This window comes from Virgibacillus sp. DJP39 (genome assembly GCF_049310925.1).
Taxonomy (GTDB): Bacteria; Bacillota; Bacilli; order Bacillales; family Amphibacillaceae; genus Virgibacillus_F.
In genome coordinates, this window is the sequence record NZ_JBMERP010000003.1 from 1 (window position 1) to 13,293 (window position 13,293).

Consider the following 13,293-nt stretch of genomic DNA (forward strand, 5'->3'; position numbering starts at 1 on the left):
GGAACGACTAAAAAAGAAAATATTGTGGCAACAAGAGGTTAGAAAAGTGATGGGTTATTAATCGTTTTTATAAAGGTGGTGGACCTAAATATCCACCACCACATTTGACAGAGAACCGATCTTTCTTACTGCATAAGTGCAACTAAGTGGTCATTAATACTTGGCGATAAGCAAAGTTTTCTAACGATGATTAATATTGCAATCTAAGGGAAAAACAAACATGAAGTAGGTATACATAATGGTAAATCACTGAAAAAAAGGAGGACTTTTTTAAGATGAACAAAAAAACGCTGAAGGATTTAGATTTAAAAGGCAAAAAAGTGTTTTGTCGTGTTGATTTTAACGTACCAATGTCAAATGGTGAAGTTGGCGATGACACACGAATTAAAGCTGCACTTCCAACAATAGAATATTTGACTGAACAAGGTGCAATTGTTATTTTAGCGAGTCATCTTGGACGACCTAAAGGCGAAGTAGTTGAAGAGTTGAGACTTGACCCAATTGCTAAGCGGCTGAGTGATTTAACTGGAAAAGAAGTAACAAAAACCGATACATTGTATGGTAAAGAGGTAAATGAAGCGTTGTCACGTTTAAGTGATGGTGACATTTTACTAATTGAGAATGTACGTTTTGATCCAGGTGAGGAAAAAAACGATGAGCAACTTGCCCAAAACTTTGCTGACATGGCTGATTTTTATGTTAATGACGCATTTGGTGCTGCTCATCGTGCACATGCATCAACAACAGGCGTTGCAAAAAAACTGCCTTCTGCGGCCGGCCTTTTGATGGAAAAGGAAATTGACGTGCTTGGTAAGGCTTTAGAAAACCCTGAACGTCCGTTTACTGCAATAATTGGCGGAGCAAAGGTGAAAGATAAAATTGGTGTTATCGACCATCTGCTGGATAAAGTGGACAACCTCATTATTGGTGGTGGACTTGCATATACTTTTATCAAGGCACAGGGACATGAAATCGGTAAGTCACTTGTAGAAGAAGATAAAATCGATGTAGCAAAAGAATTTATGGAAAAAGCAAAGGCAAATGGAGTTAATTTTCTAATACCTTCTGATGTAGTAGTTGCTGATGATTTTTCAAAAGATGCCAACACCAAAATAGTTGCTATTGATAATATTCCAGCTGATTGGGAAGGGTTGGACATCGGTCCAAAGACACGTGAAATATTCAGCGATATTATTGCGGATTCTAAGCTTGTTATTTGGAACGGACCGATGGGCGTTTTTGAATTAAACCCATTCGCAGGTGGTACTCAAGCAGTTGCTGAAGCTTTAGCCGAGACAAACGGTTATACTGTTATTGGCGGTGGCGATTCAGCTGCAGCCGTAGAAAAGTTTGGTTTCGCTGACCAAATGGATCATATATCTACTGGCGGTGGAGCATCATTGGAATTTATGGAAGGTAAGGAACTTCCAGGTCTAAAAGCATTAGATGATAAATAAATTAAACGAGGTGAGACGATGCGCAATAAGGTAATTGCAGGAAACTGGAAAATGAATAAAGTATTAGCTGAAGCGGAAGAATTCGTACAAGAGGTTATAAAAAAGGACCCAGCAGATCAAAATGTTGAGGCAATTGTCTGTGCACCTTTCCCATTTCTAGCGACATTGGTACAACAAACTAGAAATTCAACTGTTAAAATTGCTGCCCAAAACATGCATTTTGCCGAAAATGGAGCATATACAGGTGAAGTTAGTCCTGTGATGCTAAAAGATTTAGGCGTGACGCATGTAGTTATCGGTCATTCGGAACGCAGAGAGCATTTTGCTGAAACAGACGAAACAGTGAATAAAAAGGTAAATGCGGCATTTGAACATGCACTAACTCCAATCATGTGTGTTGGTGAAACACTTGAGCAGCGAGAATCAAACGAAACAATGAACCATATAGAAGAACAGGTTAGTGCTGGATTGAAAGGTTTAACAGAAGATCAAGTTGCAAAAACGATTGTCGCTTACGAGCCTATTTGGGCAATTGGAACTGGTAAAACAGCTTCAAGCAGCGATGCTAATGAAGTTTGCAAGCATATCCGTAATGTGATTGAAAAAGTGACATCTGAAGAAACAGCTAACCAGGTAGTCATTCAATATGGTGGAAGTGTTAAACCAGCAAATGTTGATGAATTGTTAGCACAGTCAGATATTGATGGTGCACTTGTTGGCGGTGCAAGTCTTGAGGCTGATTCATTTATCCAGCTTGTGGAGGCAGGTAAAAAATGACGAATAAAAACTTAGCTGCATTAATAATTCTTGATGGTTTTGGTCTTCGTGATACGGAGATGGGAAATGCAGTTAAACAAGCAAACACACCTAATTTTGATCGGTACTGGAGTAAGTATCCACATAATCAATTGCAGGCGAGTGGTAAGGCAGTTGGCCTCCCGGATGGTCAAATGGGTAATTCAGAAGTAGGACATTTAAATATTGGTGCTGGAAGAGTAGTTTATCAAAGTTTAACAAGAGTTAACCTTTCCATAGAGGAAGGCGATTTCTTTGAAAAAGATGCTTTTATTGGTGCTATCAAAAATGCTAAGGAAAAGAATAAGGCATTACACATATTTGGTTTATTGTCAGACGGTGGTGTTCACAGTCACATAAACCATATGTTTGCCCTGTTAAAACTGGCGAAAGATAATGGTTTAAAGGATGTATATGTTCATGCGTTTTTGGATGGACGAGATGTTGGCCCACAAACTGCTATGGCGTACATTAAACAGGCTGAAGATAAAATGATAGAATATGGAGTAGGGCAGATTGCAACAATATCTGGTCGCTACTATTCCATGGATAGAGATAAGCGATGGGACCGTGTGAAAAAAGCTTATGATGCAATGGTTCATGGTGAAGGTCCAAAGTATCAGGATACCAATTCACTGGTTGAGGACTCGTACAAAAATGGTATTCATGATGAATTTGTAATTCCATCCGTATTGACAGATGAGAATGGCGAGCCAAGAGGCACTGTTGAGGATGAGGATTCTATTATCTTCTATAACTTCAGACCAGATCGCGCAATTCAAATTTCCCGTGCTTTTTCGGATGATGATTTCCGTGATTTTGAGCGTGGTGAAAAGGTACCAAAGAATTTACATTTCGTAATGCTCACGAACTTTAGTGAATCAGTAGATGGTTATGTAGCCTATACTCCTGTTAATTTAGACAATACAGTAGGTGAAGTTTTGGCACAACAAAATATGAAGCAGCTTCGAATTGCTGAAACAGAAAAGTTTCCGCACGTCACGTTTTTCATGAGTGGTGGTCGGGAAAAAGAATTTCCTGGTGAAAAAAGAATCCTAATTGATTCGCCAAAGGTTGCCACATATGATCTGAAGCCAGAGATGAGCGCCTATGAAGTTACAGACGCGCTGTTACATGAATTGGATTCAGATACACCAAATGCGATTATCTTAAACTTTGCCAATCCAGATATGGTTGGTCATTCTGGTATGCTCGAGCCAACAATTCAAGCCATTGAAGCAGTTGATGAATGTCTTGGTAAAATAGTTGATAAAGTAGTAGAATTAGGTGGAAGTGCAATTATTACAGCAGATCATGGTAACTCTGATGAAGTAACTACACCTGAAGGTACACCAATGACAGCACACACAACAAACCCAGTTCCTGTCATTGTTACACGAGAAAACGCAACACTACGTGATGGTGGAATTTTAGCAGATTTATCTCCAACATTACTGGATCTATTAGACATTGATTTGCCAGATGAAATGACTGGCACATCATTGATTTATAAAAAATAAAAGATAAGGGAGCGATTCACATGCCATACATTACAGACGTTTATGCACGAGAGGTATTAGATTCACGCGGAAATCCAACAGTAGAAGTAGAAGTATTTACAGAATCAGGTGCATTTGGTGCTGCATTGGTACCAAGTGGTGCATCAACTGGCGAATATGAAGCAGTTGAACTACGTGATGGCGACAAAGATCGTTACCTGGGTAAAGGCGTACTTAAAGCAGTAGAGAACGTAAATGAGCTGATTGGTCCAGAACTTGTAGGATTAGATGTAACGCGCCAAAATATAATTGATGAGATTATGATTGAACTCGATGGTACAGAAAATAAAGGGAAGCTCGGTGCTAATGCAATTCTAGGCGTATCAATGGCAGTAGCACACGCAGCATCCAGTTTCTTAGAAATTCCGTTATACAACTACTTGGGTGGCTTTAATGCAAAAACACTTCCAACACCAATGATGAATATTTTAAATGGTGGAGAGCATGCAGACAACAATGTCGATATCCAGGAATTTATGGTAATGCCTGTAGCTGCTACATCATTTAAAGAAGCTGTTCGTACTGGAGCAGAAATTTTCCATGCATTGAAAAAGGTATTAAAAGATAAAGGCTACAACACTAGCGTAGGAGATGAAGGTGGATTCGCACCTAACTTGAAGTCAAATGAAGAAGCGCTGCAAACGATTGTAGAAGCAATAGAAGCTGCAGGATATAAGCCTGGAGAAGAAATTAAACTCGCAATGGACGTAGCTGCATCTGAAATTTATGAGGATGGCAAGTACAACCTTAAAGGTGAAGGTGTCGTTCGTACATCGAAAGAAATGGTTGATTGGTATGAAGAAATGGTTAATAAATATCCAATTATTTCAATTGAAGATGGGCTAGACGAAAATGACTGGGACGGCTTTAAGATGTTAACCGATCGAATTGGCGACCGTGTACAATTAGTTGGAGATGACCTTTTCGTTACAAACACGAAGAAGCTTGCACAAGGAATTGAGCAAGGTATTGGAAACTCTATTTTAGTTAAGGTGAACCAAATCGGTACATTAACCGAAACATTTGATGCAATTGAAATGGCTAAGCGTGCAGGTTACACTGCAGTAATCTCACACCGTTCAGGTGAAACAGAAGATGCAACAATTGCAGATATCGCAGTAGCAACTAACGCAGGTCAAATTAAGACTGGTGCACCATCACGTACAGACCGTGTAGCTAAGTACAACCAGCTGCTACGTATTGAAGATGAGCTTTCAGGACTTGGTGTCTACGCAGGAATGAACGCTTTTTATAACTTGAAAAAATAATTATAGGTAGTAGAAGAGGAGCAATTCAATTTTGAATTGCTCCTTTTTTGTGTTGGCTTTTTAAACATTTTATTGATGTGCTAAAATATCTATATAGTTTGGAAATAAGCAACATATATATCAAAGTCTTTTGTGAAGATTTTTTCATAAGTTTGTTGCTGTTCTATCTTCACAGTTGATACAAACTGCGACATAGTGAAAATTCTCTTGACGCCACCGTTCCGGCAGAATACTTCGCTTTCCACGGGCGCGGCCTCAGTCTCCTCAGAAGCAAAGAACGCTTCTTCCGGGGTCTTCGGACTCGCGCTGTTCCCGTAGTCTACGTATTCTGCCATCACTATGAAAAATGCGCATGACCCCTATGTTTGACTGGGAGTCCTTTACCCTTGAGAAAGAATCTATCTAAGCTGCGGAAAAATGCGAGACTCCAGTGGGAAAGGAACAGTCTGAAGACCCCGCAGCGAGCGGTTTTTGCTCCGAGGAGGCTGAAGCGTTCCCCACGGAAAGCGAGTGTTTTTCAGCAGCGCTGGATCAGCACCAATCTAATAAATGGTGGTAGAAAATCAATCCAGCTGTTACGTCGCAGTTTACAGATATTTGTGTTAAAACATATAAAACCACCTTGTAAAATCTTTGTACTAGGATAAATTAAAATAATGGAGTATTGGGGTTGCTGGGAATCAACCTTCCTTTGAAACTATCTACCATTATTTCTATATTATCGACCGTGGTTAAAATAAATCTACCGTAATACAATAAAAATCTACCTTTAACAGGATAAACATTCTATAAATGAGGTGACCACACTGGATATATTATAGGCAATAAAAGAAAGAAGATCTATACATAGTTTTAAAAATGAAGAAGTGCCATTGAATAAACTGAAAGAAATTTTTACATATGGTTCATATGCGCAAACGCACTATATGAAAGAGCCCTGGGAAATTAAGCTTTATCAGGAGCAGGGGAAAATGGAATTAATTAAACATATTATTGAAAGCTATCAGCGGATAGGTATGTTGAAAACTGACAAGGAAGCAAAGACGATAAAAATGATAGATTCCATGAAAGATTTTTTAATGCGTATTCCACATCATGCCTTAATTTATCACGAAATAGAATCTGATCCAGTCCGCGCTGAAGAGGAAAGTGCAGCAGTTTCTGCGTTTATTCAAAATGTCCAGCTAGCAGGATGGGAATTTGGTGTTGGTACGCTTTGGACGATAACACCATTCATGCACGATCAGGGATTTATAAGGGCAATAGGATTAGATGAAAGTAAGTATAAAATAGCTGCAGTATTGCAGATGGGTTATCCGAAGAGAATACCACGGGATAGAGGCCGGACCTCTATTGAACAGAAAATAGAAGTAATAAGAGGGAAGTAAACTAAAAAGTCAAGGCAGGTTTAATAATTGTTTAAAATGAGGTATACTATAGTTAGAAAGTAATATAATAATAAAGACTGAATGGTGCTAGTTACACCATTCAGCCTAAGTGCAGTAACCCTTCAAAGGGGCAGCTCACATATTTAAGGTAAATCACTAAATAATCACCCTAAACAGCTTGCATGGCAATAGGGTGGTTATTTTTTTTGATTTGACAGAATAGCAACAACCAGACTTCCAAAGGAAACCATTAGAAAAATCGTTTCAAATACTGTCATATCTTATCACCCCCTTTCGAAAAAAGGGAGTGAGCCACCACCCATGAAAGCCATCATACACTTATCCTGAGTATATCAAACTGTTTAAAAAAAAGCTTGCTATTATTTTCAGTAGAAGCGCAGAAATGTTTTAACGAAATAACGCGGCGAGGGAATATCCCTCCACCGCGTTATTTTGTTTACTGCTCTGTTTTTTCTTTTACAAACGCTACTACTTCATCTGCAGTTCCCATAGATAGTAGTGTGTCTTTATAGGACGCCATATCTGCCTTAGATAGCTGACGTAGCTGTGTTCTTGCTGGTAAAATGGATGTTGCACTCATACTGAATTCATCTAGTCCTAGTCCAAGTAAGATTGGAATTGCTATTGAATCGCCGGCCATCTCACCACACATACCAGTCCATTTTCCTTCACTGTGAGCAGCTTCAATTACGTTGTTTACCAAGTTCAATATTGCAGGATGATATGGTTGATACAGATACGAGACCTGCTCGTTCATCCGGTCTGCTGCCATTGTATATTGAATCAAATCGTTTGTTCCAATACTGAAAAAGTCAACTTCCTTGGCAAATTGTTTAGCCGTAACTGCAGTTGAGGGAATTTCAACCATGATCCCTACTTCAATGTCGTCTGAAACGTCAACATCTTCATTTAATAAATTATCCTTCTCATCCAGTAAAATAGCTTTTGCTTGTCTGAATTCTTCAAGCGTTGCAATCATAGGAAACATGATTTTCAAATTCCCGTGTACACTTGCACGAAGTAATGCTCTTAGCTGTGTACGGAAAATTGGTTCATTCTCCAGGCAGAATCTGATTGCACGGAATCCCAAGAATGGGTTCATTTCTTTCGGAAGGTCAAGGTAGCTGAGTTCCTTATCCCCACCTATATCCAATGTACGAACAACTACAGGCTTGTCTCCCATTTTTTCAAGGACGGATTTATATGCATCGTATTGTTCATCCTCTGTAGGAAGCTGATTTTTGCCCATATACAAAAACTCTGTACGGTAAAGTCCGACACCTTCGCCACCATTATTTAACACACCCTCTACATCTTCAGGGGTGCCAATATTAGCAGCTAATTCGACATGGCTACCATCAGAAGTCACAGAAGCCTCATCTTTTAACTTTGCCCATTCGTCTTTTTGTTCTTCGTATGCAGCCTGCTTTTCTTTGTAGGAATTTATTTCGTTATCAGTTGGATTTACCAATACTATGCCATTCATCCCATCAACAATAATGACATCATTTTGCTCAATGATCTTTGTACTTTCCTTTGTACCCACTACTGCAGGAATCTCCAGTGATCTAGCCATAATAGCAGAGTGAGAAGTCCGTCCACCAATATCGGTTGCAAAGCCTTTCACAAACTCACGATTAAGTTGTGCTGTATCTGACGGTGTTAAATCCTTGGCGATGACGATTACTTCCTCATCAATTAACGCAGGATCTGGAAAAGTTGCACCAAGCAGGTGAGCCATTACGCGTTTTGTTACATCATGTATATCTGCAGCGCGTTCGCGCATATATTCATTATCCATATTTTTAAACATGTCAATAAACATATCGGCTGTTTCCTTTAACGCAGCTTCAGCCATTTCATTTTCCGTCATAATTTTATCTTTAATTGGCTTGATTAATTCTGGATCACTTAACACAAGGAGATGTGCAGAGAAAATCTCCGCATGTTCGTCACCTATTTCTTTTTTTGCATGTTCCCTGATTTTTTCCAACTCGTCTTTTGATTTTGCTAATGCAGCTTCAAGACGATCTATTTCATCATTCGGATTGTCTATTTTCTTTTTTTCAAAAGTTAAATCTGGTTCTACTAGTTGATATGCCTTTGCAATTGCTATTCCGCTTGAAGCAGCTATCCCATTTATTTGTTTCATGACGTTGTCCAACCCTTCAAAATAAAGTTCATAACTTCTTTCATTTACTCATAAAACCCTTGTCTTTTCAAGGAATCAAGCATGTTTTAATCTGGAAAAAGCATGTGTAAACGCTTACTGTCGTTGAACGTTATCATTTTTAGTTCATTTGGTCTTCTAGCCATTGGTATAACAAATTAAATACCTCTTCTTTGTTTAACTCATTCAAAATTTCATGGCGGTCATCTTGGAAAAACATGGTTTTAATAGTTTCAATGCCAGCCTTTTCATATAAGTTTGCAGCTTGCCATACACCTTTCGTATAGTCCCCCACAGGATCTGCTTCCCCACTAACAAACAGCATTGGAAGATCCTTGCGTATAGCCTCATTATGCTGCTTGTCCTGGATGGTCCTGATGCCTTCTAAAAGGTCATAAAAGAATCGTGCTTTCGGAACGAATCCACAGTACGGATCTTTAATGTATTCCTGTACTACTTCTTGGTCGCGTGTTAACCAATCGTATGGTGTATGTTTATTTTCGACACGTTTATTGTATGCTCCAAACGTTAGTGCGTTCATAAGCTTTGATTCTTCTTCAGGAGGTAACCTGGATGCAAGTTGTTTACCAACCATAGATTGTGCTTTTGGAAAATAACCTGTTCCGGAAAGGATAACACCGTCTATATCCTGACTATAACGCTGTACGTATGCACGTGCCAGAAAAGAACCCATACTGTGACCTAGGATAAATAATGGTATATCCGGATATTCTTTTTTAATTTCCAAGGTTACTTCATAAAGGTCATTAGTCACTTTTTCAAATCCATTATCCTCTGCAAAATATCCTAGCGAACCTTGTTTATTTCCAGTCTTTCCATGGCCTCTATGATCATTTCCGAAAACAACTATATTTTTTTCAACCAAAAACTCACTGAATAAATCATACCGGTTAATATGCTCAGCCATCCCATGTGCCAATTGAACAATCGCTTTAGGCTTCTGATCTGGTTTAAACCATTTTTTTACATAAATTTCTGTATCGTCGTACATTGACAACCAAAATTCTTTTTCCATTATTCACTCATCCTTTTCTTTAAGTTGTTATCTCCATGATAAGATGAAATCATTGTTTAGTCCAAATATAGTAGTTTTTTACAAAATAAACTTGCTAAACAAACAAAATTTATGCTAAAGTACAAGTAGGTATTCGTACGTTTGATTATGGAGGTGTAGTACTGATATGGCTAATTTAGTAAATATAATATTGGTAATAGATGCAATTATTATGATTGTTTTAGTGGTATTACAGTCAGGTAAAAGTGAAGGATTATCTGGAGCGATTTCAGGTGGAGCGGAACAATTATTTGGTAAACAAAAAGCAAGAGGTGTTGATTTAATCCTACACCGTGGTACCGTGATAACTGGTACATTATTTATCGGTTTGGCTTTCGTAAGTGCATACATTTTACAATAGAAATTGATAATCCCTTATCACATTTGGAGTGATAAGGGATTATTTATGTTTACTTTAATAAATAATTCGTAGTTTAATGTTTTTCGTACATAGTAAAGGGTAATAATAACTAGTAGGTTTAAAAGGAGAATAATGGTATGAAAATAAAAGAACCAAAAGCATTTACATTTAAGTCCGGTGAACGTGCGGCCCTACTTTTACATGGATTCACAGGACATACGGCCGATGTTCGTATGCTTGGCAGATACCTGGAAAACCAAGGCTATACATGTCACGCACCAATTTACAGAGGACATGGTAAACCACCAGAGGAGCTTATCGAAGCAACACCGGAACAGTGGTGGCAAGACGTTAAAGATGCTTATAATCACTTAAAGGACTTGGGGCATGAAGAGATTGCTGTTGTGGGACTGTCTCTTGGTGGGGTTTTGGGATTAAAATTAGCATATTCTGAGAAAGTTAAGGGTGTAATCCCTATGTGTGCACCAATGTTCTTTGATAATGAAACGGAATTAACAAAAGGTTTTCAAACGTTTGCAAAAGAATATAAAGAGCTTGAGGGAAAGAACCATGATACAATAGAGGAAGAAGTTGCCAATTTACTAGATGAATCTGATTCTATGTTTGACCAATTGGGTAATCTTATTAATGATGTAAAAAGCAACGTCGACACTATTTATACACCAGCGTTTATTGTACAAGCTAAAAAAGATCAAATGATCAATACCAGCAGTGCCACATATATTTACAAAAATATTGAATCCGATGTGAAGGATATTAAATGGTATGAAGAATCTGGCCATGTCATTACATTAGATAAGGAAAAAGAGCAGCTGCACGAGGATATATATAATTTTTTAGAGAGTCTGGATTGGGAAAAATAGTATGATAAATTGGTAAATCAGGGTAACAATAGAAGGGAAAGAAGGTGAACAAAATGGAAGGTATTATAACAGAACAATTACAAGAATATTTTAAAGAAAATAATACAAAACCCTTGTCGGTGGATGAATTGAAAGAAGCTTTAAGCATTACTGACGCAGAGGATTATAAAAGCTTAGTTAAAGGCTTAAATGAATTAGAAGAAAACGGTTCACTTGTTCGCACCAGGAAAAACAGATTCGGCTTACCTGAAAAAATGAACTTAGTAAAAGGCAGGATCCAAATGCATGCGAAAGGTTTTGCTTTTTTAATTCCAGAAGATGATGCGCAGACGGATGTGTACATTCATCATTCAGATCTTGCTTCAGCAATGAATAATGACACGGTCCTCGTTCGATTAGAAAAAAAGGACGATGCAGGTAACCGACCTGAGGGTACCGTTATTCGTATACTCGAACGTGCTGTGCATCAGGTTGTCGGTACGTTTGAGGATAATAGGTCCTTTGGTTTTGTAATTGCTGATGATAAGCGTATTCCAAATGATATCTTTGTTCCTAAAAGCATGACTATGGGAGCAGTAAGTGGTCACAAGGTAATCGCGACAATTACGAAATATCCTGAAGGAAGAAAAAGTGCTGAAGGGGAAATCACTCAGATACTTGGTCATAAAAGTGATCCGGGAATTGATATCATATCAATTATTTACAAGCACGGAATTACAATAGATTTTCCTGATGAAGTCCTTGAGCAGGCCGGTAATGCGCCGGAAACAATTAATGAAGATGAAATTAAAAACCGTAAAGACCTGCGTGATCAGGTAACCGTTACAATCGATGGAGCAGATGCAAAGGATCTAGATGATGCTGTATCGGTCACAAAGTTAGAAAACGGTAATTACAAGCTCGGTGTGTATATTGCTGATGTCAGCTATTATATGGGTGAAAATTCACCAATGGATAAAGAAGCATTTGAGCGCGGGACAAGCGTATACTTAGTTGATCGTGTTATTCCGATGATTCCACACCGTTTGTCAAATGGGATTTGTTCCTTAAATCCACAGGTTGATCGGTTGACACTTGGTTGTGATATGGAAATTAACGAAAATGGCGAGATTGTTAATCACTCGATCTTTCAGAGTGTAATTAAAACCAATGAACGTATGACATATACCGATGTAAATAAAATTTTAGTTGATAAAGACGAGGAAGTTCGAGATCGCTACGATGCACTTGTTCCTATGTTTGAGTCAATGGAAAAACTAGCGTCGATTCTTAGAAGCAAGCGTGCTAAGCGAGGGGCAATTGATTTTGATTTTAAAGAAGCAAAAGTAATTGTGGACGACGCTGGAAAAGCGGTTGACGTTGTTATACGTGAACGTGGCGTAGCAGAACGTTTGATTGAGGAATTTATGCTTGCTGCCAATGAGACAGTTGCTGAGCATTTCCACTGGATGGACGTTCCTTTTATCCACCGTATTCACGCTGAACCAGACGAATCGAAGCTACAGCACTTTTTTGAATTCATTGGTGGCCTTGGATACAAAGTAAAAGGAACTGCTAACGATATTCACCCGCAAGCATTACAGAAGATTGTAGAGGATGTCAAAGATACACCTGAAGAGATGATTATCTCTAAGTTGATGTTACGTTCTATGCAGCAAGCGAAATATGATCCGAATAGTATTGGTCACTTCGGATTAGCAACTGATTTCTATACACACTTTACTTCACCAATTAGAAGGTATCCAGATTTAATCGTACACCGTTTAATACGTACTTATTTAATTGAGAAAAAGATGGATAACAAGACACTTTCAAATTGGAAAGAGAAAATGCCGGAAATCGGTCGTCATACCTCAGCAAAAGAACGGACTGCGGTTGATGCAGAGCGGGAAACCGACGATCTGAAAAAAGCCGAATACATGTCAGATAAAATAGGTGAAGTTTACGCAGGTGTTATAAGCTCTGTAACTAATTTTGGACTGTTTGTCGAGTTAGAAAACACGGTAGAAGGCCTTGTACATGTGAGCCAGCTAACAGATGACTATTACCATTATGACCAACGAAACTATGCAATGATTGGTGAACGAACGGGTAATATATATAGAATCGGTGATGCGGTTGAAGTACGAGTAATTGCTGTCAATACCGAAGAACGCGTGGTAGATTTTGAAATGGTTAGTCCAGGAAAAAAAGGTGAACCAACCAATTCAGGCGGAGAAAATAATAAAAACAAGAAAAAGCAAACAAAGAACAGGAAAAAATCTGGACGAAAAAATTAATTTTTATTTATGACTAATTCAGCTCAATTGCAATGA

Annotated in this window: 12 protein-coding genes; 8 read left to right on the forward strand and 4 right to left on the reverse strand. The window is 38.4% G+C overall.

Features of this window, described 5'->3' with window-relative positions; genetic code table 11:
- Window positions 1-275 precede the first annotated feature (275 nt).
- Genes ACOI1D_RS01815 through eno form a run of 4 tightly spaced genes read left to right on the forward strand, consistent with a single transcriptional unit; the run spans window position 276 to window position 5,079 of the window.
- Window positions 276-1,457, forward strand: a complete 1,182-nt coding sequence (locus tag ACOI1D_RS01815; protein WP_422498782.1) for a phosphoglycerate kinase — start codon at window positions 276-278, stop codon at window positions 1,455-1,457.
- An 18-nt stretch (window positions 1,458-1,475) separates the two neighbouring features.
- Window positions 1,476-2,234 carry a triose-phosphate isomerase gene (gene tpiA, locus ACOI1D_RS01820; protein ID WP_422498784.1) on the forward strand — a complete coding sequence of 253 codons (759 nt, stop codon included), beginning with the start codon at window positions 1,476-1,478 and terminating at the stop codon, window positions 2,232-2,234.
- Complete coding sequence (gene gpmI / locus ACOI1D_RS01825) at window positions 2,231-3,772, forward strand: 2,3-bisphosphoglycerate-independent phosphoglycerate mutase (RefSeq protein ID WP_422498786.1); 1,542 nt, start codon at window positions 2,231-2,233, stop codon at window positions 3,770-3,772. The genes tpiA and gpmI overlap by 4 nt, the downstream gene beginning before the upstream one ends.
- Window positions 3,773-3,792: 20 nt before the next feature.
- Window positions 3,793-5,079 carry a phosphopyruvate hydratase gene (gene eno / locus ACOI1D_RS01830; RefSeq protein WP_422498789.1) on the forward strand — a complete coding sequence of 429 codons (1,287 nt, stop codon included), beginning with the start codon at window positions 3,793-3,795 and terminating at the stop codon, window positions 5,077-5,079.
- An 89-nt stretch (window positions 5,080-5,168) separates the two neighbouring features.
- On the opposite strand, the gene ACOI1D_RS01835 is transcribed toward eno, so the two are convergent.
- A complete protein-coding gene (locus ACOI1D_RS01835) occupies window positions 5,169-5,414 on the reverse strand; it encodes a hypothetical protein (protein ID WP_422498791.1) in 246 nt (81 codons plus the stop codon).
- Between the two features lie 489 nt (window positions 5,415-5,903).
- Between ACOI1D_RS01835 and ACOI1D_RS01840 the strand changes: the two genes are divergently transcribed.
- Window positions 5,904-6,467: a nitroreductase family protein gene (locus ACOI1D_RS01840; RefSeq protein ID WP_422499002.1), complete on the forward strand. Its 564-nt coding sequence runs from the start codon at window positions 5,904-5,906 to the stop codon at window positions 6,465-6,467.
- A 197-nt stretch (window positions 6,468-6,664) separates the two neighbouring features.
- On the opposite strand, the gene ACOI1D_RS01845 is transcribed toward ACOI1D_RS01840, so the two are convergent.
- The 3 genes from ACOI1D_RS01845 to ACOI1D_RS01855 form a co-directional block, all read right to left on the reverse strand.
- On the reverse strand, window positions 6,665-6,745 hold the full coding sequence (locus tag ACOI1D_RS01845) for a putative holin-like toxin (RefSeq protein WP_422499003.1): 81 nt from the start codon (window positions 6,743-6,745) through the stop codon (window positions 6,665-6,667).
- A gap of 179 nt (window positions 6,746-6,924) precedes the next feature.
- Window positions 6,925-8,640, reverse strand: a complete 1,716-nt coding sequence (gene ptsP / locus ACOI1D_RS01850) for a phosphoenolpyruvate--protein phosphotransferase (protein ID WP_422498793.1) — start codon at window positions 8,638-8,640, stop codon at window positions 6,925-6,927.
- Between the two features lie 139 nt (window positions 8,641-8,779).
- Complete coding sequence (locus ACOI1D_RS01855; RefSeq protein ID WP_422498795.1) at window positions 8,780-9,694, reverse strand: alpha/beta hydrolase; 915 nt, start codon at window positions 9,692-9,694, stop codon at window positions 8,780-8,782.
- Window positions 9,695-9,860: 166 nt separating this feature from the next.
- Between ACOI1D_RS01855 and secG the strand changes: the two genes are divergently transcribed.
- The 3 genes from secG (at window position 9,861) to rnr (ending at window position 13,257) form a co-directional block, all read left to right on the forward strand.
- A complete protein-coding gene (secG, locus tag ACOI1D_RS01860) occupies window positions 9,861-10,094 on the forward strand; it encodes a preprotein translocase subunit SecG (RefSeq protein ID WP_422498797.1) in 234 nt (77 codons plus the stop codon).
- Window positions 10,095-10,231: 137 nt separating this feature from the next.
- A complete protein-coding gene (locus tag ACOI1D_RS01865; protein WP_422498799.1) occupies window positions 10,232-10,978 on the forward strand; it encodes an alpha/beta hydrolase in 747 nt (248 codons plus the stop codon).
- Window positions 10,979-11,031: 53 nt separating this feature from the next.
- Window positions 11,032-13,257 carry a ribonuclease R gene (gene rnr, locus ACOI1D_RS01870; RefSeq protein ID WP_422499004.1) on the forward strand — a complete coding sequence of 742 codons (2,226 nt, stop codon included), beginning with the start codon at window positions 11,032-11,034 and terminating at the stop codon, window positions 13,255-13,257.
- Window positions 13,258-13,293: the final 36 nt, after the last annotated feature.

Coding starts and splice junctions, on each gene's coding strand:
- ACOI1D_RS01815 (WP_422498782.1), top strand. CDS start 276: ATGAACAAAAAAACGCTGAAGGATTTAGATTTAAAAGGCAAAAAAGTG.
- tpiA (WP_422498784.1), top strand. CDS start 1,476: ATGCGCAATAAGGTAATTGCAGGAAACTGGAAAATGAATAAAGTATTA.
- gpmI (WP_422498786.1), top strand. CDS start 2,231: ATGACGAATAAAAACTTAGCTGCATTAATAATTCTTGATGGTTTTGGT.
- eno (WP_422498789.1), top strand. CDS start 3,793: ATGCCATACATTACAGACGTTTATGCACGAGAGGTATTAGATTCACGC.
- ACOI1D_RS01835 (WP_422498791.1), bottom strand. CDS start 5,414: ATGGCAGAATACGTAGACTACGGGAACAGCGCGAGTCCGAAGACCCCG.
- ACOI1D_RS01845 (WP_422499003.1), bottom strand. CDS start 6,745: ATGACAGTATTTGAAACGATTTTTCTAATGGTTTCCTTTGGAAGTCTG.
- ptsP (WP_422498793.1), bottom strand. CDS start 8,640: ATGAAACAAATAAATGGGATAGCTGCTTCAAGCGGAATAGCAATTGCA.
- ACOI1D_RS01855 (WP_422498795.1), bottom strand. CDS start 9,694: ATGGAAAAAGAATTTTGGTTGTCAATGTACGACGATACAGAAATTTAT.
- secG (WP_422498797.1), top strand. CDS start 9,861: ATGGCTAATTTAGTAAATATAATATTGGTAATAGATGCAATTATTATG.
- ACOI1D_RS01865 (WP_422498799.1), top strand. CDS start 10,232: ATGAAAATAAAAGAACCAAAAGCATTTACATTTAAGTCCGGTGAACGT.
- rnr (WP_422499004.1), top strand. CDS start 11,032: ATGGAAGGTATTATAACAGAACAATTACAAGAATATTTTAAAGAAAAT.